Source organism: Cytobacillus sp. SAFR-174, from assembly GCF_051964675.1.
Classification (GTDB): domain Bacteria; phylum Bacillota; class Bacilli; order Bacillales; family Cytobacillaceae; genus Cytobacillus.
This window is the reverse complement of the sequence record NZ_JBQCMZ010000003.1, coordinates 258,622-283,332: the sequence shown is the minus strand read 5'-3', so window position 1 is coordinate 283,332 and position 24,711 is coordinate 258,622. Positions and strand designations below refer to the sequence as shown.

General features: G+C 40.1%; 22 protein-coding genes, 1 pseudogene and 1 riboswitch. Of the genes and pseudogenes, 7 read left to right on the top strand and 16 right to left on the bottom strand.

All coding sequences use genetic code 11. From position 1 onward, the window contains the following. Window positions 1-39 precede the first annotated feature (39 nt). The 3 genes from ACTHRG_RS05190 to ACTHRG_RS05180 form a co-directional block, all read right to left on the bottom strand. The gene (locus ACTHRG_RS05190; protein WP_440230729.1) at window positions 40-1,644 is read right to left on the bottom strand and encodes an ABC transporter substrate-binding protein; all 1,605 of its coding nucleotides are present in this window, start codon (window positions 1,642-1,644) and stop codon (window positions 40-42) included. 46 nt (window positions 1,645-1,690) lie between these two features. Beyond that, complete coding sequence (locus tag ACTHRG_RS05185; protein ID WP_440230727.1) at window positions 1,691-2,788, bottom strand: M24 family metallopeptidase; 1,098 nt, start codon at window positions 2,786-2,788, stop codon at window positions 1,691-1,693. 227 nt (window positions 2,789-3,015) lie between these two features. Beyond that, window positions 3,016-3,348 carry a DUF3870 domain-containing protein gene (locus ACTHRG_RS05180; RefSeq protein ID WP_035331011.1) on the bottom strand — a complete coding sequence of 111 codons (333 nt, stop codon included), beginning with the start codon at window positions 3,346-3,348 and terminating at the stop codon, window positions 3,016-3,018. A gap of 557 nt (window positions 3,349-3,905) precedes the next feature. Here ACTHRG_RS05180 and ACTHRG_RS05175 point away from each other — a divergent pair. Then, window positions 3,906-4,622, top strand: a pseudogene (locus ACTHRG_RS05175) (SGNH/GDSL hydrolase family protein); the annotation flags it as partial. Next, a complete protein-coding gene (locus ACTHRG_RS05170) occupies window positions 4,623-4,979 on the top strand; it encodes a hypothetical protein (RefSeq protein WP_440230782.1) in 357 nt (118 codons plus the stop codon). It begins immediately after the preceding pseudogene. A 58-nt stretch (window positions 4,980-5,037) separates the two neighbouring features. Here ACTHRG_RS05170 and ACTHRG_RS05165 read toward each other — a convergent pair whose 3' ends face one another. Continuing rightward, window positions 5,038-5,814, bottom strand: coding sequence for a DUF4309 domain-containing protein (locus ACTHRG_RS05165; RefSeq protein WP_440230725.1), 777 nt, complete (start codon window positions 5,812-5,814; stop codon window positions 5,038-5,040). A gap of 162 nt (window positions 5,815-5,976) precedes the next feature. On the opposite strand from ACTHRG_RS05165, the gene ACTHRG_RS05160 reads away from it, so the two are divergent. After that, on the top strand, window positions 5,977-6,924 hold the full coding sequence (locus ACTHRG_RS05160; protein ID WP_440230722.1) for a L,D-transpeptidase family protein: 948 nt from the start codon (window positions 5,977-5,979) through the stop codon (window positions 6,922-6,924). 33 nt (window positions 6,925-6,957) lie between these two features. On the opposite strand, the gene ACTHRG_RS05155 is transcribed toward ACTHRG_RS05160, so the two are convergent. Further along, the gene (locus ACTHRG_RS05155) at window positions 6,958-7,731 is read right to left on the bottom strand and encodes a hypothetical protein (RefSeq protein WP_440230720.1); all 774 of its coding nucleotides are present in this window, start codon (window positions 7,729-7,731) and stop codon (window positions 6,958-6,960) included. A gap of 206 nt (window positions 7,732-7,937) precedes the next feature. Here ACTHRG_RS05155 and ACTHRG_RS05150 point away from each other — a divergent pair, with 206 nt between their 5' ends. Further along, window positions 7,938-9,464, top strand: coding sequence for a polysaccharide deacetylase family protein (locus tag ACTHRG_RS05150; protein WP_440230718.1), 1,527 nt, complete (start codon window positions 7,938-7,940; stop codon window positions 9,462-9,464). 35 nt (window positions 9,465-9,499) lie between these two features. Here the strand turns inward: ACTHRG_RS05150 and ACTHRG_RS05145 are convergent, their stop codons facing one another. Continuing rightward, window positions 9,500-10,648 (bottom strand): glucosaminidase domain-containing protein, encoded by a 1,149-nt coding sequence (locus ACTHRG_RS05145; protein ID WP_440230716.1) that lies wholly within the window; start codon window positions 10,646-10,648, stop codon window positions 9,500-9,502. Between the two features lie 236 nt (window positions 10,649-10,884). Between ACTHRG_RS05145 and ACTHRG_RS05140 the strand changes: the two genes are divergently transcribed. Further along, complete coding sequence (locus ACTHRG_RS05140; protein ID WP_440230714.1) at window positions 10,885-11,550, top strand: hypothetical protein; 666 nt, start codon at window positions 10,885-10,887, stop codon at window positions 11,548-11,550. A 120-nt stretch (window positions 11,551-11,670) separates the two neighbouring features. On the opposite strand, the gene ACTHRG_RS05135 is transcribed toward ACTHRG_RS05140, so the two are convergent. From ACTHRG_RS05135 to ACTHRG_RS05110, 6 genes are all read right to left on the bottom strand, one after another. Next, on the bottom strand, window positions 11,671-13,908 hold the full coding sequence (locus ACTHRG_RS05135; protein WP_440230712.1) for a hypothetical protein: 2,238 nt from the start codon (window positions 13,906-13,908) through the stop codon (window positions 11,671-11,673). A gap of 305 nt (window positions 13,909-14,213) precedes the next feature. Further along, window positions 14,214-14,345 (bottom strand): hypothetical protein, encoded by a 132-nt coding sequence (locus ACTHRG_RS05130; protein ID WP_440230710.1) that lies wholly within the window; start codon window positions 14,343-14,345, stop codon window positions 14,214-14,216. 177 nt (window positions 14,346-14,522) lie between these two features. Continuing rightward, window positions 14,523-15,314, bottom strand: a complete 792-nt coding sequence (locus ACTHRG_RS05125; RefSeq protein WP_440230709.1) for a lipid II flippase Amj family protein — start codon at window positions 15,312-15,314, stop codon at window positions 14,523-14,525. 140 nt (window positions 15,315-15,454) lie between these two features. Further along, window positions 15,455-15,745, bottom strand: a complete 291-nt coding sequence (locus tag ACTHRG_RS05120) for a hypothetical protein (RefSeq protein WP_440230708.1) — start codon at window positions 15,743-15,745, stop codon at window positions 15,455-15,457. Between the two features lie 158 nt (window positions 15,746-15,903). Next, window positions 15,904-16,914, bottom strand: a complete 1,011-nt coding sequence (locus ACTHRG_RS05115; protein WP_440230707.1) for a PD-(D/E)XK nuclease family protein — start codon at window positions 16,912-16,914, stop codon at window positions 15,904-15,906. A gap of 184 nt (window positions 16,915-17,098) precedes the next feature. Next, window positions 17,099-17,497 (bottom strand): hypothetical protein, encoded by a 399-nt coding sequence (locus ACTHRG_RS05110; RefSeq protein ID WP_440230706.1) that lies wholly within the window; start codon window positions 17,495-17,497, stop codon window positions 17,099-17,101. A gap of 549 nt (window positions 17,498-18,046) precedes the next feature. Between ACTHRG_RS05110 and ACTHRG_RS05105 the strand changes: the two genes are divergently transcribed. Further along, window positions 18,047-18,250 carry a helix-turn-helix transcriptional regulator gene (locus tag ACTHRG_RS05105; protein ID WP_440230705.1) on the top strand — a complete coding sequence of 68 codons (204 nt, stop codon included), beginning with the start codon at window positions 18,047-18,049 and terminating at the stop codon, window positions 18,248-18,250. A gap of 241 nt (window positions 18,251-18,491) precedes the next feature. Then, the gene (locus ACTHRG_RS05100; protein WP_440230704.1) at window positions 18,492-19,268 is read left to right on the top strand and encodes a hypothetical protein; all 777 of its coding nucleotides are present in this window, start codon (window positions 18,492-18,494) and stop codon (window positions 19,266-19,268) included. A gap of 121 nt (window positions 19,269-19,389) precedes the next feature. Here the strand turns inward: ACTHRG_RS05100 and ACTHRG_RS05095 are convergent, their stop codons facing one another. From ACTHRG_RS05095 to ACTHRG_RS05080, 4 genes are all read right to left on the bottom strand, one after another. Beyond that, entirely contained in the window at window positions 19,390-20,424 is a 1,035-nt protein-coding gene (locus tag ACTHRG_RS05095) for a hypothetical protein (protein ID WP_440230703.1), read from the bottom strand. Window positions 20,425-20,439: 15 nt separating this feature from the next. Next, on the bottom strand, window positions 20,440-22,044 hold the full coding sequence (locus tag ACTHRG_RS05090) for a leucine-rich repeat domain-containing protein (protein ID WP_440230702.1): 1,605 nt from the start codon (window positions 22,042-22,044) through the stop codon (window positions 20,440-20,442). 505 nt (window positions 22,045-22,549) lie between these two features. Further along, the gene (locus ACTHRG_RS05085) at window positions 22,550-23,347 is read right to left on the bottom strand and encodes an ankyrin repeat domain-containing protein (protein WP_440230701.1); all 798 of its coding nucleotides are present in this window, start codon (window positions 23,345-23,347) and stop codon (window positions 22,550-22,552) included. 72 nt (window positions 23,348-23,419) lie between these two features. Next, a complete protein-coding gene (locus ACTHRG_RS05080) occupies window positions 23,420-24,538 on the bottom strand; it encodes an Ig-like domain-containing protein (protein ID WP_440230700.1) in 1,119 nt (372 codons plus the stop codon). Window positions 24,539-24,566: 28 nt separating this feature from the next. Further along, a riboswitch (cyclic di-GMP riboswitch) is annotated at window positions 24,567-24,650 on the bottom strand. Between the last annotated feature and the right edge of the window lie 61 nt (window positions 24,651-24,711).

The following is a 24,711-nucleotide window of genomic DNA, read 5'->3' as shown; positions in this document are numbered from 1 at the left end:
AAGAGGAGGGAAACCTCCCCTTCCCTGCTTCAGTCTTCCTTAATTTGTTATTTCAGCATCTTTAAGTCCATAGAAACTGCCCGCCGGATGCTCAGTAAAGCCTTTAAGGTTCTTGTTATACATAGCAATATAGCCTTGGTACAATAGGACATCATATGCTACTTCTTCTGTAACAATCTTTGCAGCTTCCTGATAGAAGGATTTACGTTCAGCCTGTTCCAGGGTAGTTCTTCCCTTCTCAATTAAGTCGTCAACCGTTGCATTACTGTATTTACCGTAGTTGCTTCCTCCATTTGTATGGAAAGGGTTATAGAAAGATCGATCCGGATCAACCAGGTTTAGCCATCCAACTAATGCAATATCGAAGTTCCCTTCCGTCAGACCTGTACTGAAAGTTGGCCATTCACTAGTTTTCACTTCAGTTTCTACCCCATTTTTAGTGAATTCGTTTTGCAGATATTCAACTGCCTGCATACGGTTTGGATCTTCACTATGAGTGGAGAGAGTAATTTTTAATTTTTCTCCATTTTTGTCCAAAATGCTATCGCCATCGCTATCTTCCCAGCCAGCTTCTTTAAATAACGCTGCCGCTTTAGCCGGATCGTAAGAAAAGCCGGAAATGGACTCATCATATGCCCATGAAGCCGGGATAAGCGGTGACTTACCAGGTGTATCCATTCCCTGATAAATATCAGAAGAGATAACCTCTTTGTTGACCAAATGAGCAATTGCCTGGCGCACTTTTAGGTCAGATAATATGGGGTGTTTTTGATTAAAGTTCAAATAAGTAAATCCAAGTCCTTCTGTTTCAATAACTTCAAATTGATCATTTTCTTTTATTCTTTTGATATCCTGAGGGGATAGAGGAGAATGCACGATATCAATGTCTCCTGATTCTAATGAGGCAACACGAGTGGAGTTATCAGGAATAATAAAGTAGGTTAACTTGTTTGTCTTAGGTGAGCCACCCCAGTATTTTTCATTTGCTTCAAATGATATTTTGCTGTTCTTATCCCACTTCACCATCTTATAAGGACCTGTCCCGATTGGATTATTGGATAATGTATTATCATTCTTTTCACCAATATGTTTAGGTACAATCCCAATGTCCAAATAGCTTAATAGGGGGGCGGATGGCTCTTTTAAAATAAATTTCACTTGATAATCGTCTACTACTTCAACAGACTTTATCGGCTCATAAAGTGAGGCGTAGGGTGCCTGAAAATCTGGATCAATTAAACTATCAAACGTATACTTTACGTCTTCTGCCGTGAATGGTTCACCATCATGAAAGGTTACATCTTGGCGAAGGCTAAAAATCCAGGTTGTTGGATCAGGACTTTCCCATTTCTCTGCAAGCCCAGGTTCAGGCTCCAGATTAGCCGATAGTCGAATGAGTCCATCATAGACTAACTCGGAAACCCTTTTGGCAGATGTATCTTTTGATAGCCGGGGGTCCATCGTGCCTGCATCCACATCCAGACCGACCTTAATTTCATCCCTTGCAGCGCCAGCATCTCCATCATCAGATCCTGCGGAACCTGGATTATTGCTGGCGGGTTTTTCATAGGAACAGCCAGCTAGAAAAGCAGAGAAAATGAACATCATAACAAACAAAATCGAAAACCAGCTTTTTTTATTCATTCTAATATTCCTCCCTTTTATCAATTAATGTGAATCATACAACCTATTAAACTCCGATTAACTCCAAATATTGCACCTCCTTGGAACTATTGTTCAGCACTTCACAGCCATTATCTGTAACAACCACTATATCTTCAATCCGAATTCCAAATTGATTCGGAAAGTATAGCCCTGGTTCGATACTAAAAGCCATTCCCGGCACAACTAAATCATGATTATTTTTATGGATTGATACACCTTCATGCAGCTCAAGTCCAATCCCATGCCCTGTTCTATGGATAAAATTTTCTTCATATCCCCACTTCTCAAATGAACTCCTCACAAGTATGTCAATTTCTGAAAAAGTAATGCCTGGTTTGATCTTATCGATTGCTTGCAGCTGTGTATCATGAACGATTTTGTATATGTCCTCAAATTTATTATCTCTCCTGCCCAAATAAAAGGTTCTCGTGATATCGGAGCAGTAATTCTTAAATAGTCCTCCCATATCAATTAAGATTGGCTGGTCCAGCTGACAGACTTGATCAGAAATCGTATGATGAGGGTTCGCAGAATTTTTTCCAAAGCCAATGATCGGCTTGAAAGATAATTCATTTACACCGTTCTCAGCGAAGAAGCTCCTAATGGTTGCCGCAACATCCCGCTCAGTACAGGGGAAATGCTGCAGCTGAAGAATTTGATACATAACAGCATCGGCAATCTTTGCGGATTGGCGAAGTGTATCAATTTCTTGTGCATCTTTTATTTCTCTTAACTTTTCTACAATCGTACTTTTCTCGAAATTTATTTCTGGAAGATGCTTTAATAAATCAATAAAGTAGGAACAGAGCCACGCCTGATCAATTCCTAACCTTTCCTTATTTAAAAAATGGGAAGCTAATGTTTTTACAGGATCCATATCATCACTGTAGAACACGATTTCAATCCCATTTAATTCAGGGATTTGATCGGAGAACATTTGGTGTATAAAAAGTTTTGTCTTTTTCCCCGGTGTTAAAAGCAGCACAGTCATCCGTTCCCCAGTATCAAAATTAGCTCCTAAAAGATACTTTAGGTTATAGGTTGACGAGACAACTAAATGATCATATCCATTTAACTCTGTCTCCTGCATACTCCTAATTATTCTTGATGGATTTGAACTCATTCACCTTCACTCCTTTTCGTATAAAAATATAAAAGACCAAGCCATGTCGAAATACACCTTACAAAAAGGGTATTTTCGAACAGCTTGGTCTTAAAATCCTTTGTATGAATAGGGGCTGCCTATCCACCGAACTTTAGGCTCGCTGAAAAAATTAAATTGTTTAATTATTCTATATATTTTAATTATACAGATTATTTCATGTAAATCAATAGCCATTTTTAAAATTTTTATACTGGAACATTCATTGACTTATAAATAGAATATTGATTGTATGCATCCCGCATTGCAGCTACAATCGCTTTCTTTCCCAGACCAAAATACCTTCTTTCAAATCTTTCAATTGGGCCTTCAATACCTTCTTTTAAATCGTGGCCAGTAAAAATACTTTTAATAAAATCAGTACACATATTTGTGACAAAGGTACTAGAAGCATTTAAAATACAATCCGTTTTTGGGTCAACCTCAAATCCAACACCCATGACACCATAAAGATTTTTAGCAGTCATTCCATCAGGCAATCGAGAATAACCCGTACAAATTATCGTATCATCAAAAGTCATACACAGTACCCCCCTCTATTTACTTTTTTATATTAATTCTTTTTAACTATTATGCCAAAATTTATTCGGGAACGGAAGGATATTTTTTGTTATTTTTAGAAAATTGAAATATATTAATATAAATTTTAACTTCCAGTTCTTTAAAATTATTAATGTTCAACGTTCAAAGCGGAATTTAATCAAACGTTTGATTGAAAGTGATAATGCTCTTTATAGTATGGCCCCCAAACGAAATGTCTGGGGGCTTTGTAAATGCCTTTCCTATTTATCTGAATGTTCCAACCCCATTTTTCACAGTAATATTTCTCCTATATTAATAGCAAATACTCCATCTATTGCTTGTTTTTCTTGCAGCCCTTCGATGACTATTGACTTATCTGTGCTTTCACCGCTATTCATAGTTATGACCACTTTCCCATTTAGATGGTTTTACTCGGGTTTTTATGACTAATTTCTTCGGACTTTGTCGGAATTTCAATTACGGAATCTATAGTTATAGTCCTAAAAGTCTAGTAACATAGTTATATATTCCATTTTTTCAAAAAGGAGGATTTTAATTGGTAAAGCTTTTAACAAAGATCTGTCTTGTTTCCGTTCTTATTTTAGGATTGGCCAGTCCGGCCTCAGCTTTCTGGGAGAGCAGCAGGAATGTTTATTATGTAGCGCTCGGTGATTCATTAGCAGCCGGCCGGACCCCATTTGGTGCGAATGGGAAGGGGTATCCCGACTATATCGCAGCCAGCTTTAAAGATGCTGGTGTATTAAAAGGATTTGTCAAGAATTATGCAGAGTCCGGCTATACTTCCGGACAGGTCCTCGCGGATATCCGGAATAATGTCACGATTGGCAATAATGCCGGAATTCAGGCCGAGCTTAAGAAAGCGACTCATATCACATTAAACGCCGGTGCCAATGACCTTCTTCGCCAGCTTAAGATTGACCGCACAACCGGAGCGGTTACATTTGATGAAGCTGAAATACAAAAAGCGATGGCGGGTGTCCAGCAGAATTTGACGGATACCATTTTAGCGATTAAAGCCATTAACCCGACTGCACAGATATACATAATGGGTTATTACAATCCATTGCCACATCTTCCGGCCCAGTATCAGCCGGTGCTTAATCAATCCCTGGCTGTGCTGAACACAATCATTGAGAAGATCGCGGAAGCATCCGGCTCTGCTTATATCTCCACTGCCCAAACCATCGCTGCCGATATCGGCTACCTTCCGAACCCTCAGGATGTGCATCTGAGTGAAGAAGGCTATAAAGCGGTGGCAGACCTGTTCTGGACATTTATGAAGCCTGAATTGGCGGAGGAGCCAGCTCCTGAAGAACCGAAGGAAGAGGATCAAGATATTCCAGTTGTCCACTGGGAAGGCATGGTTCTGAAAAAAGGGCAAATTGGGAAATTGACCGTTGAAAAGTCGATTAATCTATGGACACGCGCTGATGGGAAACTTAAAGCCGTTCGAGTTCTAAAAGCCGGAGAAACCTATCGTGTCTATGGATATGATGGAGGATTTGGCGGGCAGTACAGCGTTGGCGGAGGGTATTTTGTAACGAAGATCGATGGTTTTGTGAAGTATAAGACGCCATCGAAAGAGAAATTGAAATTAGTTAATCCGTAAATTGGGAAAGGAGATGCTGCGGGGCATCTCCTTTTGTTTTTTATCAAAAATAATCCTGCTATCTGTAACTCCGCTTCAGCAAAATACCAGACAAATCCGAGCGATTATCTCCGGCAAATGAAAAATAAACCTCATAATAGCCAAGATAATAATACATCATCCAATGTCCATCCATTTCGCTGATGCCTTCCCAGGATGGCTTTCCAACTGTATTTTTTATTATATAGGGTGTTAAAGGCGTCAAACCATCATTAGCCCACATGAATGCTGTAAATTCCGGATCATCTTCCCATCCAGTGAAATATATATAGTTCCCAAATTGCCTGCCATATCCTCCCTCATAATACCCTTCCCATGATGGAGTGTTTCCGAAGTGATCATATACATCATTCAAATCATCATGTTTAAGTGAAAACGGCTGCCCCTTCATAATGCCTTGTTTGGCCAGCTTCAGAAAATCTCCTTCATCAAAAAATACAATTCTGGCAAGCTGGCTGCGCTTGGTCTTAGAAGGTGTCTCGTATTTGATAGATGAGGATTTTTTGACAAAAGCCCCTCCGCCTAATCCATATACACCGCCATTTTGAACCTTATAAGAATATACCCGATAAATATTTCCCTTTCTGAGAGTTTTTATCGTCATTAATTTGCCTTTTTCATATTTGTAAAGAGCGGTATCCTGAAGAATGGTGACCCTTCCTATTTGGCCCTGAATAAGAATGGAGTTATCCCACTTTACACCGATTGGGGCAGATCCCGCCTGAGCCTCCTGATTGGAGAACAGCAGTAAAGCCATTGCAAGGGAAAACATAACTAGTAATTTGCCTATCTTCATCATCAAACCTCCTGCTTATAACCTGATTCCTACTGTTATGCATATGTTTGTGTGAGGATAAAAATGCAGGAAAAGATGCCTAAAAATATATTGAATACGCCAAATGATAGATGCCTATGTATGGTTCTTCGTGTATGATTATGACTAAAATGAGGTGAATATATGTCAAAATATGTGAAGCTATTGCTGGTTCTGTTCGGAATGGCCGCTCTGCTATACGGCAATCCCGCTCAGGCTGCAGATATAGACTGCAGTGATATCAGAACCGGCACAAAGGTCTGGTGGGATGGCACTGAGCTCCGGCCGGGACAAATCGGCAGAATCACGGTCCTTAAGGATGCGCCGCTCTATAAGTTAAATGGAGATCAGCTGGGCTACAGCCGCACTTTAAAAGCAGGAGAGGTTTACCGGGTATACGCCTTTAAACCGGGGCTTTTAAGTGTGGGAGGCGGATTGTATGTAAAGCGTGATACCCTGATCAGCTACCAGACTCCTTCTAAAGCCAAGCTGCAGATCGTGGCATGTGTCTACCAGAAAGATACACAGCTGAAAAATGAGGCACAGCAGATGATTATCGTGAAGAAATCATCTGTGAAGACAGCTGCCACTCTGCAAACCTATCAAAAACAAAATGGAAAATGGGTGCAGGCTTCATCCCCTATTTCAGCAGTGATCGGAAAAGAAGGCATGGGAAAAACCAAAGAAGGAGATGCCAGGACTCCTTATGGAACCTATAGGCTTGGAACCTCTTTTGGCTGGGGACCGAAGCCCTCAGGCTTGAGCTATCCTTTTAAGGCTGTAACGTCTAATGATTACTGGATCGATGATGCTTCATCAGCGGATTATAACAAATGGATCACATACTCCGGAAATCCGAATACGCGATGGAAATCTTTCGAAAGAATGAATCATCCTCTTTATAAATATGGGGTTGTTATTAGATATAATGAAGATCCCATTATTAAGGGAGAAGGCAGCGCTATCTTTTTGCATATCAGAACTTCCGGCACTGCTTACACTTTAGGCTGTGTCGCTATTGAGGAAAAGGAAATGGCAAAAATTCTGCAGTGGCTGAAACCTGATAAGAAGCCGATTATTGTGATGGAATAAAAAAGGAGAGCTCTCACGCTCTCCTTTTTCCTATTATTTAAGTCTTACAAAATCCAGGTTGGATCGGTTTCCACCTTCAAAGAAGAAGTAAAGATCATAATAACCGCAATCATAATACATATACCAATTTCCGTCCATTTCGCTTATGCCCTCTGATGCCGGCGATCCTACTGTCTTTTTTATGATGTAAGGTGTAAGGAAAACAAGGTTATCGTTCCACCAATCAATAGCAGTCAGTTCTGAATCATTTTCTCCGCTCGTGTAATAAAGGTAATTGCTGTCATCTCCAAATTGTCTGCCTAATCCGCCATCTATATAGCCTTCCCAAGTTGGATACATGCCATAATAATCATACACATCATACAGATCTTCATATCCGCCTACTGCAATCGGCTGGCCTTTGAGGATTCCTTTCTTAGCAGATGCCAGGAAGCCGTCCTGGAACATACTCAGGCGTGCAATCTGGTTCTTTTTTGTCTGGGAAGGCGTCTCATATTTAACAGAAGCCGTTTTCTTTACAAAAGCACCGCCGCCTAGACCGTAAATTCCGCCATCACGGTCTTTATAGGAATAGACGCGGAATTCGCTTCCTTTTTTAAGCTTGCGGATTACACTAAGCTTCCCTTTTTCTTCTTTTACAAGATCTGTATCTTTTAAGATGGTTACTTTTCCGATTTGACCTTTAATTAAGATGGAATTTCCCCATTTTACACCGATTGGCGCTTCAGCTGCTTCTGCATCGACATTAAATCCGAACATTAGCACTAGTACAAACGGAATACTTAATACCCATTTTTTCAAATTCATTCCTCTTTCCTCCACCCTATTGATGCCTCAGCAAATCTAGTAATCTGCTTTGGTAATTAAGCTGATTATACCTATAAAATGATTCTTCCACAATCAATTTTTCCTCATTATCTAGTAATAAAAGACTATGTATTTGTAATTTTTTATTAGATATAGTAAATTTTACCTATAAAATACTTTTATATGAATATAGTAAGGAGATAACTATGAGGAAAATACGGCTAATCTTATTCTTAATTTGCGCTTTCCTGTTCATGCCATTTACAGGCAGCACTATGGCTGCAGATCTTAGTCCAGCAGCTGAGGCTCAAGCTGATATCACTATGCATTCAGGAGCAAGCAATCAATACCAATCAAAGGCACTCATTTCTAAGAGCAAGAAATTTATTATCATAGGAGAAATCACCAATTCCTTAAATGAACATTGGCTTCATATTAATTATGGCGGAAAAAGCGGCTGGATCAAAGGTTCAGGGATTAAGAGACTGGATCTGCGGGTTCAGTATGTAACCAGCTCAGCAGCTGAAACTCTGATCAGAAGAGGAGCTTCCGAATCCTATCAGCAGACAGGCAGTCTGAAGAATGGCGAAATGGTGAAAATCATGGACACCTTCACCCATAAAAATGGCGCAATTTGGGTTCGTTTATCCAACGGAAATGTGACTGGCTGGTCTGAGCTTCAGGATCTGGAGCTGTTCAATGGAACGAGAAACTATTTTAATAAAACGGTATTCGCGAAGACTGATACCCAAGTGAAAAGAGGAGCTTCTTCCAATGCGCTAGCTGTTTATACTCTAAAAAAAGGGCAGCAGGTAATACTTCAAAGCACTGTCATTAATGGGAAAGAGATTTGGCATCGGATTGTGGACGGCCGGAAAAGCGGATGGATTGCGGACGGAACGATTACAAACCAGGTAACTCTCTCTGGTAATATGTATGTGAAAGATGAAAATGTTGTTATTCGGCGCGGCGCTTCTTCCCATTACAAAACAGCAGGAAAACTCAGCTATGGGCAAAAGGTGAGCATCATCTCAGGATTCACAAGCAGCTCTGGAGACATCTGGTATAAAGTTGCTGCAGGAAAGGGACTGGAAGGATGGATCCCTGCAGCATCCGTAACCAGCCAGCCAATGAAGGTCGTTTACCTGACGATTGATGACGGACCGACCATCTATTCAAATAAACTGCTGGATACTCTAAGCCAATACGATGCCAAGGCCACCTTCTTTATGGTGAATGGCAACATCAATGCATATCCGAAAGCTGTTAAACGTATGGTGACTGATGGACACGCGGTCGGGTCGCATAGTGTGACTCACGATAAAAATAAATTCTACCGCTCACCAGCAACAGCAGTTAATGAAATGAATACAACCAGAAATACCATTAAGAAAGTAACCGGCATCACCAGCAACCTGATGAGGACACCTTATGGCAGTATCCCTTATATGAAGCAAAACTACAGAAACGCGATGACCAAAGAGCATTTCATCATGTGGGATTGGAATGTGGACAGCATGGATTGGAAGTTTAACAGTTCCAGCTATGTGAACTACACACTTCATTATGTGGATATGCAGGAGGCAAAAGGACAAGCGCCGATTATTCTTATTCACGACCGCAAAGCGACCGTAGAGGCTCTGCCGTCACTATTATCGGAATTAAAGAAGCGCGGCTATGCTTTGGCACCTTTGAATGAAAGCATGACACCTCATCAATTTAAGCTGAAATAAAAAGAAAGCCGGCAAAAAGTTTGCCGGCTTTTCCTTTAATTCACATAGTCTATCATCTTTTTATCATAGTTAATATAAAATCCGCCTCCAAGATCGAGCTTGCTGCTGTCTATTTTATATACACGGTAGGATTCATTCTTTTTAAGCGTGCGGACTGCCTTTCCGCTCTTATCATAAAGAACGGTATTTTGCTTAAGTGAGGCTGTACCTAAATAATAGGTCTGGTTGCTTCCTTTTTTAATGTAATAGCCACCCCCTACGTCATAGCTTTTATTATCATAGCTGTATACGCGGACGGTTTCTCCCCTTTTCAGATACCGTTTGATTTTATGATCCGGACCATAAAGGGGAATATTTGTATCCTTTATGTAGACTCTTCCGATATAGATACCCACTTTGCCGCTGTCACCCTTTACAAGGTAGCCCCCGCCTACATCATAATAGCTTCCCTTTACCCCGTATACACGATAATGAACATCTTTCTGCAGTGTATTATACGGCCTGCCATCCGGAGTATACATCGCCACATTTCTGCGCGGAACCAGTTTCGCTACCGGCAGCTTATGATTGGAAGGCAATGAAACATTCGGAATTTGGATGGTCATTTTCTCCATATTATTGTAGATTTCCAGAATCTCCTGGCCATAATTTTTCCCCGGCACAGCCCAGCGGCCATTCAGATCTGTCCATTTTGGGGCAATTCCCCGTGTAACGAGATGAAAACGAGGATCAACATTCTCCGTAACTAACGGTTCTTTTGAAGCATATGCCTTTAAATGCTGAATTTGGGCACGAGCCCCTTCTTCAGCAGTCTTAAAGAATGCACCTTTCACACCGCCGCCAGTTGTGCCAATACCTGCATAATTATTCTGTTCAGGAATGACATCTCCGCCAAATTTAAAGTAACCGGTCTCTTTAATCGCCTGGGCAAACGCAATATCACCGCGAATTCCCTCAATCCGTCCAATGTTCAAATAATATTCAGCAAGCTGATAGATCGATACTCCCTGCAGCAATGGAGATGGATTATGCATCAAAACAAAATCCCCCATCTGGCTTGATGTCAGCACCGGGGAACCAGCAATATTTTCATTTTGACTCTGCGCAAAAGAACTGGAAGAAAAACTGCTAAGCACGAAAGCCAAAATTATGACAAAAGTAATAGATTTAATTCCTTTATGCACCAAAAATCCTCCTTAATTTACATATTATGACTTTCCTATTATAGCAGAATATGAGAATTATTGGTGAAGAATCTAATTATTTCAGCATCTGTATTTATATTCCTATTGATAGTCAATTAGACATAGATAGGTACAAATATATTTTAATAGGAATTTGGAACTAATAAAATATTTACCATTAAATCCATTTGCTGTATAATCAACTAATTAAACCATTTTAATAGGGAGGAAGACACATGAACAGAGTAAAAGCTATTATACTTACACTCACCTTAGCAATAGGATTCAGTCTTTTTGCGCCGAATGCAAACAAGGCAGAAGCCAAAGTTTTCTGGGATGGAGTAGAATTGAAGCTTGGTCAAATTGGCAGATTGGCTGTGCTGGAAGAAACAATCCTTTTTAAGCTAGAAGGCAACCAGAGAGTATTTGAACGCAATCTTTTGCCTGGGGAAACTTACCGCATCTATAATTTCAAACCTGGCATGCTAGGGGTCGGCGGCGGGTATTATATTGACCGGGACAAGCGGGTTAGGTATCAAACTCCTTCTAAAGCTAAGCTTTCTCAAGTGAAAAAAGAAAATGCTCCTCTTTTTGGCACTTATCAGGGGACATATACAGCCGGGCAGGGACTGACAGGCGTTACATTAGTTCTAAATGGAAGAACAGGAGAGTTCCATTTCTATGCTGTTGATGAAAACCCAGGAGTACCTTCAGGTGTTTTTACAACATCCAACACGTATGATATAAGAACAAAATCTATCGAAATTAAAGCCGGTTCTTGGATACAGAAGCCAGGATCTTATGTAACGGTAGATTTAGCCGGTAAATATAATAATGGATACATAACTGGCTATTTAGACGGAAATGAAGATTACAAATTTATGATGAAAAAAGTGAAGTAGATACATAGACAAGGCAGCTGGCAAATAATCCAGCTGCCTTGTTCTATGAATAATACAATCTATTATAATACTCCGTTCATGAATGGCCGCACTCTGAAGTAATTAAGCTTTATAAACCAATCACCTAAACATCCACAGCTCAGCGCCATCTTTAAAATATACATTCCCGCTGTTATCCATCGTGATATCAGAAGCAGCTGCACCCGTATATATCGTCTTTTTCATCGTCTTCGGATTCGCCATAAACAGGTTTTCCTCAACAGTCCCATATACCATGCCGTCTTTTCCAATCACAAGTGTTCCATTTTTGAATCGGCCGCTCGTGGCTGGGGTGATGTTCATTGTTTTTGTTTTTTTCGTCCTTGGATCGTAAGCAAACAAGTTTCCGTCCGATAATCCCCAAATCGTGCCATCAGGAGCAGCAGCCAGGCTATGAATCATTCTTGGCTTTGTTAGCGGAAGCGGTATTTGTTCGATTTTTCCGTTCGGATTCTTGCTGTTTAAACGGAAGAATACAGCTGTTTTCTGCGATTCATTTTTGCCATTGCTGAAGATAGTGGTTCCTCCGTAAATATAGCCGCCGCTTGACGCGAGGGATACAACACTTTGTTCAGGAACTATATTCCTCCGGATCGTTTTGCTATTTGAAGCCGGATTGTATACTGCCAATGCTCCGCCGGTTTCGCCGTTTTTCGGATGAGTTCCCATGAACAGACTCCTGGTTGTTTCATCAGCAGCCATTGCCACAATGCGATCCTGCCCGTTGCCTATACTAAAGAGCGGAGGCAGCTTTCCGCCGGAAACAGGCTGTGATGGATCGTATTCATAAACATCAGCTCCCGGGTAAACCCCCAGATACAGCTTGTCATTTAATGTTGCCATCGATTCAGCCTGGCCTATTTTTAAAAGCTCTTTCGTTTCCTTGGTCTGCGGATTGTATGTACTAACCTGCCCTGAGACAAAACCATTTGAAATTATCTGTCCCCGGGGTCCCCGCTCTATGTTGTAGATCGGAATGGACTGGTTTGGCAGATTCAGCTTATTAATCTGCAGTTCATTCTTAGCGGTGTTGTACAATAAATAAGTGCCTGAATTCCCTAAAAGGGCAATCACTGAGCCGCCCGGGTAATCTTTATGCTTCAAATCAATCAAATCAATCGAAACAGCTTCGGTTCCTTTGAGTGTTCCCGGTATGCTGCTGGTCTTACCGCTGCTCAGGTTATACTTGCGAAGAGCATAGCCATGTGAATAGTAGACAGAGTCCTCATCCGCGTTAACCTGGGAAACTCCACGGGAGCTTGCCGGAATTTCCTCTTTAAAGGCAAAAGTGCGGCTGTCAAAGACAAGGATCTTTTTGCTCGGCTCCAGCTTGGCAAAAAGCAGGCCATTTTCTTCATCTAAATCGTAAACAGATGTTTCACCCTGATATTTACCCGGAAGGATGCTCTGCTTCTTATTAGTAGTTAGATTCCATGCAACCAGCTGGGCTTTTGCCCCGACCCCGGCAAATAATGTATTGTTTTCTTCGTTATATGCCAGGCTCCTCGCTAATGTTTTTCCGGATAAAACCTGTCCCAGGTCTGTGAATCCTTTGCCGGTTTCATATTTGAAAACACCGCCATTGGGAGAACTGCTTCCAAAAACAACTCCAGCACCCGCTGCTTCAAGGTCATGGATGGATGTACCTTTTGCGGCTGCCCTTCCCTTGTCTGATAACGTTTTTGTCTTAGAGTTATAGTGGTATAAATGCCCATTCGGTGTACCGCCAATCCAGACATTCCCGCTAGTGTCTGCAGAAATAGCCCATGCACTGGTAGCGCCATTTAACGTCTTTTCATCCCATACTTTATTTCTGACGATATCAATCGCCACAAATTTGGCCGGCTCCCCCTGCAGCAGCACATACATGAGAGCTGTCCCATCCGGCGCATAGCCCGCCGCACCAGTAATAGCAATCGTATTATGTATCTGCGAGCCCAAATTTACAAAACGATTATGTATACATTCCGCTCCTTTTAATTTTGCTTTACTTGGCGTTTCATAAGTCACCCGCGCATCACGATCCACATAATACCCGCCACCGACGCTTAGCATTCCTGGCTTAAAGGCATATATCCGGTAGAACTCCCCTTTTTTTAGAGTTCTGGAAGTGATTCTTTTATTGCCATCCAGCTTGAATAAGAGTGTATCCTTCTCGATATTCAGCCTGCCGATTTGGCCCTTTTTCAGTTCCACGCCATCCCACCATATCCTTGTGGCTTCTCTGTAGGAATTGCATTCTCCCGCTGCGCTTGCCGAGGAATGAACTAATCCCAGTAACACCATGGTAATAAGTAGGAATGTTAGTGCTTTTTTCACGAATCCAACCTCCTTTTCTAGTACATTTGTATTATATATGATTATTAATTATTAATGTGTTATTTTCCACTATTTTCAAATTCAAGAGTCAAAAAAGCTCAGCTGAGTTGCCTTCAGCTGAGCTCTTTTGCTTTCTTAATAGCTAGAATGTTAAACAATTAACTATTAAGCCTCTATCATCATCTCTTTTGCAAAACAAACTTCAATTGGCTCTGACAGACACCTAATACACTTTCAATGACTCGTTCCTGCTGTTTTTCTGTAAGATTTGAACCTGATGGGAGACAGATTCCAGTATTAAAGAGTTATTCAGAAACACTTTTTGTGGAAGTGTGTGAAAAATATCCTGCTCCTTTAAATAATGGCTGCAGATGCAGCGGCTTCCACACCGGTCGTGCCTCAATACTATTATCAGCAAGAGCATTGATTATTTCCATAGGGGTTACTCCCAGCTTTTCAGCATCAATGGTAAGTGTAGTCACATTTAACCAATAATACTTTCGAAGAATTGGGCATGTGCTTCACAGAATACTTCTTTATTTATTCCAACTTTCGAATATTTTCTGCTGAAAAAAGACTCCGGATCCATAATCATTCAATTCGCTGGCAAATTCCTAACTATAGAAGCCCGCAATAATTTTTGCAGCTGGTAATACAAATATCTGTGCAATTAAAGTTCCCAGCAACTTTGTACCAATAAGCAAAATAACAAGTGCTTTCACATCTCCATATGGCCGCTTTTGTCTAAGTGCCTGATCTGTAATAATAGCTGACTGCGGATCAACCAATAATGTTAATAGAACTGTGGCAACACCATTTATCATACCGGAAGATGCAGATGCAGCCAGCCGGTGTTCTTCAGGAACAAAAGAGGCTGCATAATAAGCAGACAAAACACCAATCGTATAGATGGCGGTTATAATTGTATTCAGGAGCAGGAAACGCTTGGGTATCTGCTTGTATCTGATGCTAAAAAGCATTCTTCTTCGAGGACTTGTGGTGCTCTTAACTATTCGCTTTATCGTATTTATCTTCAGGGACTCTGCTACTATAGACGGCACAGATCCAGTAATCTCAAGCTTATCAACAGCTTTAGAAAAAATCCTTAGAAAAGTAGGAATACATACTATACCTAGCAGCGTACCAGCTGTAGAGGAAAAAATGACCAGCCTGATATCAGGAAGCGAGTCCTGTCCAGCAGCAATACTCGCGCCGATTAAACCGCCGATTAAAGGTGCCTGAAACATGTTTGCCGTTCTTGATAACAGCACAAAGATATTAAACAATGAAATGGAGAGTGCAAATTTTCCGCTCTTAACAGAATTAAGGCGAACGGAATATGCCAAAGTATCAATTAAATGAATGATTAACGTGAGAATTACTAGTCCAATTAGCTGTATATCCAAAGTTCAAGCCCCCAGCCTGGATTTCCGGTCTTAAGAGATAGATTAAATATACTCTTATCACATAAATTATTTATTACGCTTATTAGCCTGTCAATACTGCAACTTCAACAAAATAGCCAGCTGAGCAGCTGGCTACCAATTTAGTTATTTACTTGCTTAACTAACTCCAGCTTAGCTTTAGAAGGTGTCTCATAGAATAAATTCTTTTGAAAATATTCGTTGCTGCCATCCATTCGGTGGCTGCTTCTATAGGCAAACAGGTTGGCTTCCAAAGCATAATTCGTTGTGTAGTCATCACGGCAGATTCCATAAACGCGGAATACTCCACCCTTTTTCACATAACGGGCTGGAACCATTTTCCCATCTTCTAACTTAAAGATAGAGAACCCGGTTTTCAGCATCGTCACTCTGCCTATTTGTCCCTTTTTCAATTCTGTTCCATCCTACTAGACCTTTGCAGATGCTGCTTCGGCATTTACTGTGGAGAATACAAAAGGAATAACTAACATATCGCTGCTAAATATAATTTTCATTTCATTTTCGAATCTCCTCCTGAAGTTTTGACTTTGATAATAGAAATAACTGTTTCCTAAGAGGAAAAGTAATGGTTCAGATGCTGTGCCGCAAATGTAAATTCTTCTTTTGCACCTTCCATATCAAATCTTTTTTCTGATTTATAGCATAATATGGTTCCCTTATTTTCCTTCCAATGGTTATAATCATTCATTATCAATCTTTTATTTTCAGCCTCATGATGTTGTTCTTCAATTCCGTATACATAATAATAAATTTTGAAATCACCTTGGGGAAGCACCACTAAAACAAGGTTTGTTTTCTCTCCCCATTTATCGGGACAATAGAATCGTATAGCTGTTCTTTTTGACCAGTTATGAACCTTATCCAGCACAGCGCTGCCTGTGGTCTCTAATAAAACTGATGAAAACATCCTTCTTAAGGAATCAATATATTGTTCTTTAATCTCAAGGAGCTCGAGCATTCTGCTATAGTTTTTTTGCGCAAAATCCATTAATTGTTTGTCCACTTTTTGTTCTCCTATTAATTCTTCTAAATTCAATATAAAGTCCCTTAAGAAAAAGGACCATTTGGCATTACTGGTGGTGAACATGAAAGGCCCAGCCTGTTTTTTAATTTCTTCTATCAGTTCTTGATACAAGATGTTATTCCAATTGCCAGGAATGCCGGATAAACCATTTAACGATAGCACAACCAGTATATGGTCTTTATTAGGGTATTTCGCCTTTACATATAATTCATAGTCATCTAATGGATTAAGCAGAGAGTGATATATTTTATTTTCGATCACAAGAACCCAATTCTCGCTTGCAGCAACAATATCGATACGGTTCCCGGAGAGAGTTACTGCTTCACGTTCTATCTTTTCGATAGGGCTCTCTTCAATAATCTCTAAGCTCTTCCCTAACACTGTTAAGAAACTTGATATGAAAAGTGTCCCAAAATTATGCTCTTCACTTGGATCCAAATAGAAAGCCATTACATCACTGATGGGATTTTCATAATGCCCTCTTCCGCCTATGGAAAACACGGTTTTTTCTCTTTTAGGCTGGATAAATTGCTTCATATCTTCTAATAGCTCATTAAATTTATCAATTTTCTGCTGAACTTCTATGTGATTCGCCTTCTTTCATTTAGGCTCTTTTTTCAAAGTTTGTTATTTTTGGTTTATGAATTCTGCCCGTTGATTTCCGATGCAGGAAGAGGCGGCTCTGGCTGGACCTTTGCTCTTAACTCGCAATAATCTTACTCTATTTATCTACTTTATAATTATTTATAAATTTTTGTGATAAACTATTAAATTCGCTTAATGCTGCTTCTTCATTGAAACTGTCTTTATATTTAGAATTGCGGCTGTCTACCACGTGTTCATAAGCTATTCTTAAATCTCCGACTCTATCAACAAACTTTGTTTCTTTGCTTGAGAGCTTGCTGTAATCAAATTTTTTTGTACATACATCCTTAAAGTGATCTGAATTTGATACAACACTCTTTGATGGAGATTGGTCCAGTTCTTCCACGCTTTTCTGCATAGATTCTAAATAGGTTGTTCCTGCTGCATATATTTCAGTTCGAATTCCTTCTTCGCTTTTTTGAGTGCAGCCGGAAAGTGCAAAAAGCAGGATTAAGAAAATCAAAAAACGTTTCAAATTCGCACCTCTTTTCCGGTGTCTATGAAGGAAGTTAATCATCAGGTTTCATTCTTCTTTCACATTGTTGATTATAGCAAAAATTGGTATATATACAAATTTACATAAAATGGAGATTTCGAACGTGAATTTTCTTCTTATTAGCCAAATCCTCATTAAATTCCCAAGCTGGAAAGATAAACAGCTGACTTAATGACAGCTGCTCATTCTAGAAAAAAACGGAACTTTTCGCCCGTCATCTTCTGCCTATAATTTGGTTTTCTCAAATATATGGTAATTCAATTGAATGTGAGAATTTCCCGCTTTAATTAATCAATTTCTTCCTGGTTAAGAGGGCTTTTTTTAGGCTGTCAAAAGGACGCAGCTAGTACCCCTGACTTGAATTACAACGGTGTAAGAATATGCCTAGAGTTATAATACTGAAAGAAACAAACTAATAAACACCATTTTCCTTGGCGAAAACCTCCATAATTAAGTGGCATTAGAACTACTATAATTATTATTAATTAGTAAAATATACCTATAAATATCATCTTAAGAGGTTTTCATATGTATCCAGCTATAGGTCACAAATTAAGAATGAAACGATTGGCCCGTAACTTAACCCAAAAAGAGGCAGCAAAAATAATCGGAGTAAGTGTTTATATGATATCCGCATGGGAAAATGATCGATATTTTCCCTGTACAGTAAGAATGGAACAGTTAGCTGCACTTTATGATATTTCTGTTGAAGAACTAGGGGAGTATGAATAAGCAATCGGGAATAAAGGTGATGGAATGATGAAAGCAAAGGGACAGGTTTCTTGCAGATGGAACAGATTCGGGATCCGGCAAAAAGAAAAGCCCTGTAAAGATTTCTCTCCACAGAGCTTTCCTTCTACCTATGGAAACAGCAGGACCGTCCCCATGTTTCTTCCCATAATTTTCATATACCTCTCATCCTTCTATATTGATAGAATTATATGGTTAGAATATGGAAGCAGAGGTATGTAAAATGACATTATCTTTTAAAAAAGACACCGGAAATGCGTTTCCCTCCAAAAATTATTGGATTCCCATCTTGATTGGTGTGATTTCATTTTCAATTGGAGCGGCACTGGGTCCTTCTCAAAATGAAATAGATGCCTTAAAAGATGGAAATCAGGAAATTTCCGAAAAGCTTAACCAGCAAAATGATCTGCTGAATGAAGATGCCGAAAAAATCAAGACGCTGCAAACGGAAAATGAAGAGTTGAAAAGTAAGCTTGAAGAAGCGGCGCCTTTCTTTAGCCTTTCAGAAAACGAACAAGAAGCGATCCTAAATGGAATTCAAGCAAAAGCTGAAGCGGAGGAACAACGCAAGAAGGAAGAAGCCGAAAAAGCCAAGAAAGCAGCAGAAGCGAAGGCTGCCTCAGGCCCCATCTATGCTAAGATGGACGCACAAATGGAACTTTCAGCAGACCGGAAAGCTACCTTTAGCGGCACATCTAACCTCCCAGCGGGTACTGAACTCCTTATTTCGTTCAGCTTAACAGACGATAGCTATCACGCTCAGACCAAGACTGTGATCGAAGAAGACGGATCCTTTACAACCGAACAATTCTCTAATCGCGGCACCCCGCTTGCATATGGCAATTACCTTCTGGAAGTGATTTCTGGCGTAGCCAATATCCAGCCTCCTGAAGTAAAGGCCATTCTTGGCGAGAACTACGGCAATGTAAAAGGGCCTCTTGTTAAAGGTGAAACTTATGGGAGAATATTGAAACTGGAGAAGAATTTTACCATTCAATAGGCGGGATTCTTTCTTCTCCGCAGGCTAATATATGTTTTTCAACTTGAACGGTTGCCAATTCATAAGCCAATCCTTCCCTCTAAAAAGCTCTGCCAGAAACCAAATCCGGCAGAGCCCTTACCTATTTGCCAGGCTTAAACTCCCTTTTTATCTTCCCTTCTCCTGTAACAGACTCCATCACAATCACTGAACCTTTTGTATAAGTAATAAAACTTTCCGAGTTTTGGTCCTGCACCTCATAGACAACCCCCTCATAAGAGTCGTCTTTGGAATATTTGCTGATGGAAATGTCTCTGGATATGTTGTCATTTAATGAGCTGGTCACGATGTAAAAATACTGGTCATAATAGGTGAAGCTTTCCGGATAAAGAGCTCCCCCATAAACGGGAAACTTGTTCAGCAATTTAGTGTCTTTGCCTTCAAATGTCATTTCAGTGATGCTGTAATATCGATCACTCACCCAAATATGATCATCATTTATATCGTAATCTTCACTTAACACATACAGCTTTCCATCACCGGCTGCGAAGTTCACGGCCGTTTCATTAAACAGAATTTCTTCTGCTTTTGTTTTGATGTTAACCCTGTAAAGTCCAGCTCTGTCATTCTTTGTCATGATCAAATACATCCAGTCTCCTGCTTGAATGCCCGTTTCCGTATACATTGATCCTATGGCAAGTTTTTCTTTCACTTTTGTCCTGGCATTATAAAAATAAACCGCTGCCCCTTCCTGGCTTAATGAAACAAGATCTGCGGATGCAGGCTCCGCAGGCTTTTTCATAGGCGGATTCGCACAGGCGACGAGCGCAAGCTTTGCTTTAGAAGGCGTTTCATAAGTAACCTTTGTATCCCGGTCAACAAATAAGCCTCCTCCAACGCTCAGCTTTCCTGGCTTAAACGCATAAATCCGGTAAGCTGAGTTGACCTTCAGAGTGCGAATAATCGTTTTCTTTTCACCATCAAGCTTATATAAAGCAGTATCTTTTTGGACAAACAAACGTCCAATCTGGCCTGCCTTTAATTCAACGCCGTCCCACCAAACTTTTTGCCCAGGTTTAACTCCGCTGCAATTAGATGCTGCACTCATTTGTGCTGGCAGGATTCCAAGAAATAAAAACAAGGCAGCGAAAAACATAATGGATTTCCGTTTTCGCATGTCTGCTGCTCCTTCCTAATTAAAATCCGTTACTAACGTCTCAAGTTGCGGCAGGTTTTCCACCGGGGAAAAATCTGAAATGTAATTGCTGCTCAAATCCAGGTATATTAAATTCCTCAAACTGCGCAATCCTTCAACGTTCCTGATTCCATTCATAGACAGATTCAATTCTTCCAGTTGCGATAGCGATGATAACAAGTGGGTGTCATCAAATTTACCGATACTTAGGTCCAGCGCTTCCAACTTCCTCATTGATCTTAAAAACTCATAATCTTCAAAATGAACTCTGCTGGCTGTAAGCTCTTTTAAGTTTGTCAGATTAGAAAGAGGCGACCCGTCGATCCGGTCATCTGTGCCATAAAAGGAATCACGGATATTTAAGGACTCCAAGTTTTCAAGTGATCTCAAAGGCTCAAATGATTCTATGCTGACTTTTTGCAAATCCAGCGTCCTCAATGATTTCAAATTGCTTAGCGGTGTAAGATCGGCAATAGCGTTCCCGCCCAAATACAGCTCCTCAAGATTCGGGAAAGATCTCAGCATTCCCAGATCTGTAACCTTTGTTCCGCCCAAGTCAAGGCCTTTGAGGGTTCTCGAGTCATCTTCATATGTAAGAGTTTCAATCGGATTTCCCGCAAGACCGACATACTCTATCGAATGCAAATCAATCATGATATCGAATTTCTCGATATTATTTAGATAGAGTTCGACTTTCTTCAAATTTTTCAGGTCCGCTAACGGTGCCAATTTTTCATCTGTTAATACATTGGCGCTCAAATCAACACTTTCCAGACTTTTAAAATACTCCAGTCCAGCGAGATCACTTATCCCTGAATAGCCGGCATAAAGTTCCTTCAGATCTTTAACATCACTCACCATTATGGGACCGCTATGTTTGTCAATCGCTTCCCTGACAGCAGCCTCAAGATTTTCATCCGCGAACTGTATTTCCTTATCTGCTCCATACACCGGATGATCCTTTACTGTACCATCTGAGAAATGTTCCTTGACTTCAACATAATTCATCCGGCTGTTTAAACGGTCAAAAACAGCTTTCGCTGTAAAATAACTATCTGACCTGTCATCATCAAATTTAAATGAAAAAGCAGATCCCAATACGTCGGTATCAGAATTAATGATCACAGGAAGTTGTTCATTCTCTCCATCAAAAATACTGATCCGCTGCAGCTTGCCATTTTTCACATAAAATAAATCTGTTAAATAGTCAGATCCCTCAAAATGAAGTCCTGATCCAAAAATCGATGGCGTTTCAGCCGACTCAGGAAGCATCGCAGCTGTCCCGGCACCTGAAAGCTTTCCCTCTTTCGGAATCGCTGTTAACGAAAGCGAGACCTCGTGGAGCTTTGCTGTTCCGTGCTCATTTAGCAGGGCCATCTGGTAACGGCCTTTACAGATCTTTCTGTTCTTATTTTTCACCACCTTTTCACGCAGCGGATAGATCACCGCCTGATACTCCCGGCCTGCTTCATCGTTTACAGTAAATTGAAACCTCCCAGCCTTCTTTATTTCAGCTGGGCTTTTATCAGTGGCCGCATAGGCCTGAGCTGAGAATCCTGTAAGCAGCAGCAAAAACCCCAGGACATATAAAAACCGTTTCACAAACTCATCCCCCTTTGTATCTCTTTAGCAAGTAGTTCAGTAACTAAAGTCACGAATCTGCCAACAGTTCCTTTCAGAACTAGATTAGCAGTAATAATTTAACAAAACAATAGAAATCGGTGCTTTTATACTAGGTCTTTATTATTATTATTTATCTGAATATTCAACTTTCGAGTATAGCACAGTCCGCTATTGGCCTATGATGCTCTTGGTATAATTTTGGCAATAAATTCATAATAAACTCCTAACCTATAAAATATTTATAGTAAAATCTTTCATGATAAAAATCGGAAAGGAGAAGGAGATTGAAAAAGTTAGGATTGTTTGGATTATATTTGCAGTGATAAATTTGATTCACAATAACAAACGATACCTTCGGACTAGGTATTAAGACCAAATTACAAGACAATCGAACGGATTCGGTTTCCCGCAAAAAGAAAAGCCCTGTAGAGGTTTCTCTCCACAGAGCTTTCTTTCTAAGGAAGCAGCAGAACCGTCTCCATGTTTAAGAGACGGAAATTACCCAGTTTTCTTCGAATAGTCTTATAAGGTCAGAGTTTCCAGTTTCATACACTTCATCTATTAATTGTTCACCTGAAATAGGATTAATAAAGTCTGTGCTTGCACCTGCTTCAATTAATATCTTGGCTAAACCAGCGTTTTGCTGGAGAACGGCATGAGACAATGGCGTAAAACCTTGAAAATCTTCGAAGTTTGGATCTGCACCGCTATTTAGTAATAAGACTGCAATTTCGTTATATCCAAATCTATTTCTATCCGTACTTAAATATGATACCTGAGCCAATAATTTAGAAAGATCATCTTTATCATCATAATTGCTTAGGTATTTCTCAATTTTGCCAAGGTCTCCTTCATAGATTACTGATTTCTCAAGTTCCTTATAAGAAACAGCTTTTAATGGGTTGTTGATACATTTTACCGCTGCTAGTTTTGTTTTACTTGGAGTTTGATAGGTGATTTTTACATCACGATCAACATAATATCCTCCACCCACACTTAACATACCCGGCTTAAATGCATAGATACGGTAAAACTCTCCTGCTTTCAACGTACGGGAAATAGTCTTTTTCTCTCCTTCTAATTTAAAAAGAGGTGTATTCTGCTTAATACTCAATCGTCCGATTTGTCCTGGCTTTAACTCAATCCCATCCCACCAAATTTTTGATTGTCCTTTAAATTGGGAGCAAAAATCGTCCTCTGTACCGGCCGCACTTATTTCTGAAGGATTTGCACTAATAACCAGCAGCAGAATGAGAGATATAAATAATTTTAACAACTTCAAGAAGTTCCCTTCTTTCTCTTTGAATATAGTTCATAGCACTAGCGCTGCATTAAAACTTCATTTAGCTCTCAACTATGAAAAGTTGAACTTTTCGATACTGAGTGAGGCTCCAAACCATTCAATTGAAAAAGTCATTTTTACAGAGTTCTTTAGCTTTAAGCCATTTTCCCCTGAGATATCCTTGCCGATGTATAGCGTATAAGTTTCGCCTGCTTTATACGGCTGGGCTGGTTTGATTGTTATTGATTTTGTTTCTTCAGAATAACTGATTGATGTCTCAATAAGGTTTTCCGCTGTATCAAGAACAATTATGTCTAAGTTTGAAAGTGTTTTTTCATTAAGTTTTCGAGAAAATTTTATGTTCCATTCTTTTGATGCTGGAACCTCTGATTTTGCTGGTTCCAACTCTTCTGCAGATTCATCATTATCCACTTTTTCTTGTACATCATTCTGTAACTCTTTAAGCGTCGTTAAAACTTCGTTAATCTGAGTACTAAGCAATTTAATTCTGCCATAACGAGATTGCCATTCTTCGGCAGCTGTTCCTTTTGCAGCGAGTGAATCCAGACGATTATTTACTGCATCTAAGCGGTTTTGAAGTGCATTGAATTTGCCAGCATAACCTGGATATTCATTTAATTCTTCTTCTACTTCCCCAGCTTCTTCGTCAATTGAACTGTCTGCTTCATCGACTTCAGTTGTATCATCATTGTCTATACTGTCACTACCATCTTCACTAATAAGTTCCTCTTCAGATACATCCTCATTATCTGTGGCAGCATCAACATTACTTTCATTTCCACTGGAATCCTCATTAGTTTCTTCTGTGCCAGACTCACTTAGAGCATTTGTGTCCTCCTGTTCGCTTGATGGCTCTTCCGCTCCTTGTTCACTGCTTTCAGGAGTCTCTTCTTCTACTGTTGGATCGGCAGTTTCTCCTTCCAAATCCTCAATAGGTTTATAAAGATTCTGCAGCTTTTCTTGATAATGGGTTATTTTTTCTTCAATCTTATCTAATTGCTTGTCAATAGATTTTAGCTGCTGAGTCTGACCTTTGTTAGACTGTTGATTCTCCTTCACTTTCTGTACCTTTTCCGACTTAGGATTATCTTTTGGTGCTGCAAAAGCCGGACCTGAGAACAACATTCCCAATGCAAGAACGGCAGCTACTGCAGGTGTAAATTTTTTCATTCCCTATTCCTCCTATAAAATTTTAGGGCCTGGCAGCTGGCTGGCATAGAATCACTCCTTAGCCCCTATAGCTTTGTGACACCAAATTTCTTTGGCTGTACCCATTATTATTATCGGATAAATTTACAAATAATTTATATGGTCCACGGGGACAGGTGCCCCGTCCCTATTTT

Bases quoted from the DNA above. Each gene is read 5' to 3' on its own strand.
- ACTHRG_RS05155 (WP_440230720.1), bottom strand. From the start codon at position 7,731: ATGAATTTGAAAAAATGGGTATTAAGTATTCCGTTTGTACTAGTGCTA.
- ACTHRG_RS05190 (WP_440230729.1), bottom strand. From the start codon at position 1,644: ATGAATAAAAAAAGCTGGTTTTCGATTTTGTTTGTTATGATGTTCATT.
- ACTHRG_RS05130 (WP_440230710.1), bottom strand. From the start codon at position 14,345: ATGGAAATAATCAATGCTCTTGCTGATAATAGTATTGAGGCACGACCG.
- ACTHRG_RS05160 (WP_440230722.1), top strand. From the start codon at position 5,977: ATGTCAAAATATGTGAAGCTATTGCTGGTTCTGTTCGGAATGGCCGCT.
- ACTHRG_RS05080 (WP_440230700.1), bottom strand. From the start codon at position 24,538: ATGAAAAAATTTACACCTGCAGTAGCTGCCGTTCTTGCATTGGGAATG.
- ACTHRG_RS05095 (WP_440230703.1), bottom strand. From the start codon at position 20,424: ATGCGAAAACGGAAATCCATTATGTTTTTCGCTGCCTTGTTTTTATTT.
- ACTHRG_RS05150 (WP_440230718.1), top strand. From the start codon at position 7,938: ATGAGGAAAATACGGCTAATCTTATTCTTAATTTGCGCTTTCCTGTTC.
- ACTHRG_RS05185 (WP_440230727.1), bottom strand. From the start codon at position 2,788: ATGAGTTCAAATCCATCAAGAATAATTAGGAGTATGCAGGAGACAGAG.
- ACTHRG_RS05140 (WP_440230714.1), top strand. From the start codon at position 10,885: ATGAACAGAGTAAAAGCTATTATACTTACACTCACCTTAGCAATAGGA.
- ACTHRG_RS05105 (WP_440230705.1), top strand. From the start codon at position 18,047: ATGTATCCAGCTATAGGTCACAAATTAAGAATGAAACGATTGGCCCGT.
- ACTHRG_RS05165 (WP_440230725.1), bottom strand. From the start codon at position 5,814: ATGAAGATAGGCAAATTACTAGTTATGTTTTCCCTTGCAATGGCTTTA.
- ACTHRG_RS05115 (WP_440230707.1), bottom strand. From the start codon at position 16,914: ATGAAGCAATTTATCCAGCCTAAAAGAGAAAAAACCGTGTTTTCCATA.
- ACTHRG_RS05180 (WP_035331011.1), bottom strand. From the start codon at position 3,348: ATGACTTTTGATGATACGATAATTTGTACGGGTTATTCTCGATTGCCT.
- ACTHRG_RS05100 (WP_440230704.1), top strand. From the start codon at position 18,492: ATGACATTATCTTTTAAAAAAGACACCGGAAATGCGTTTCCCTCCAAA.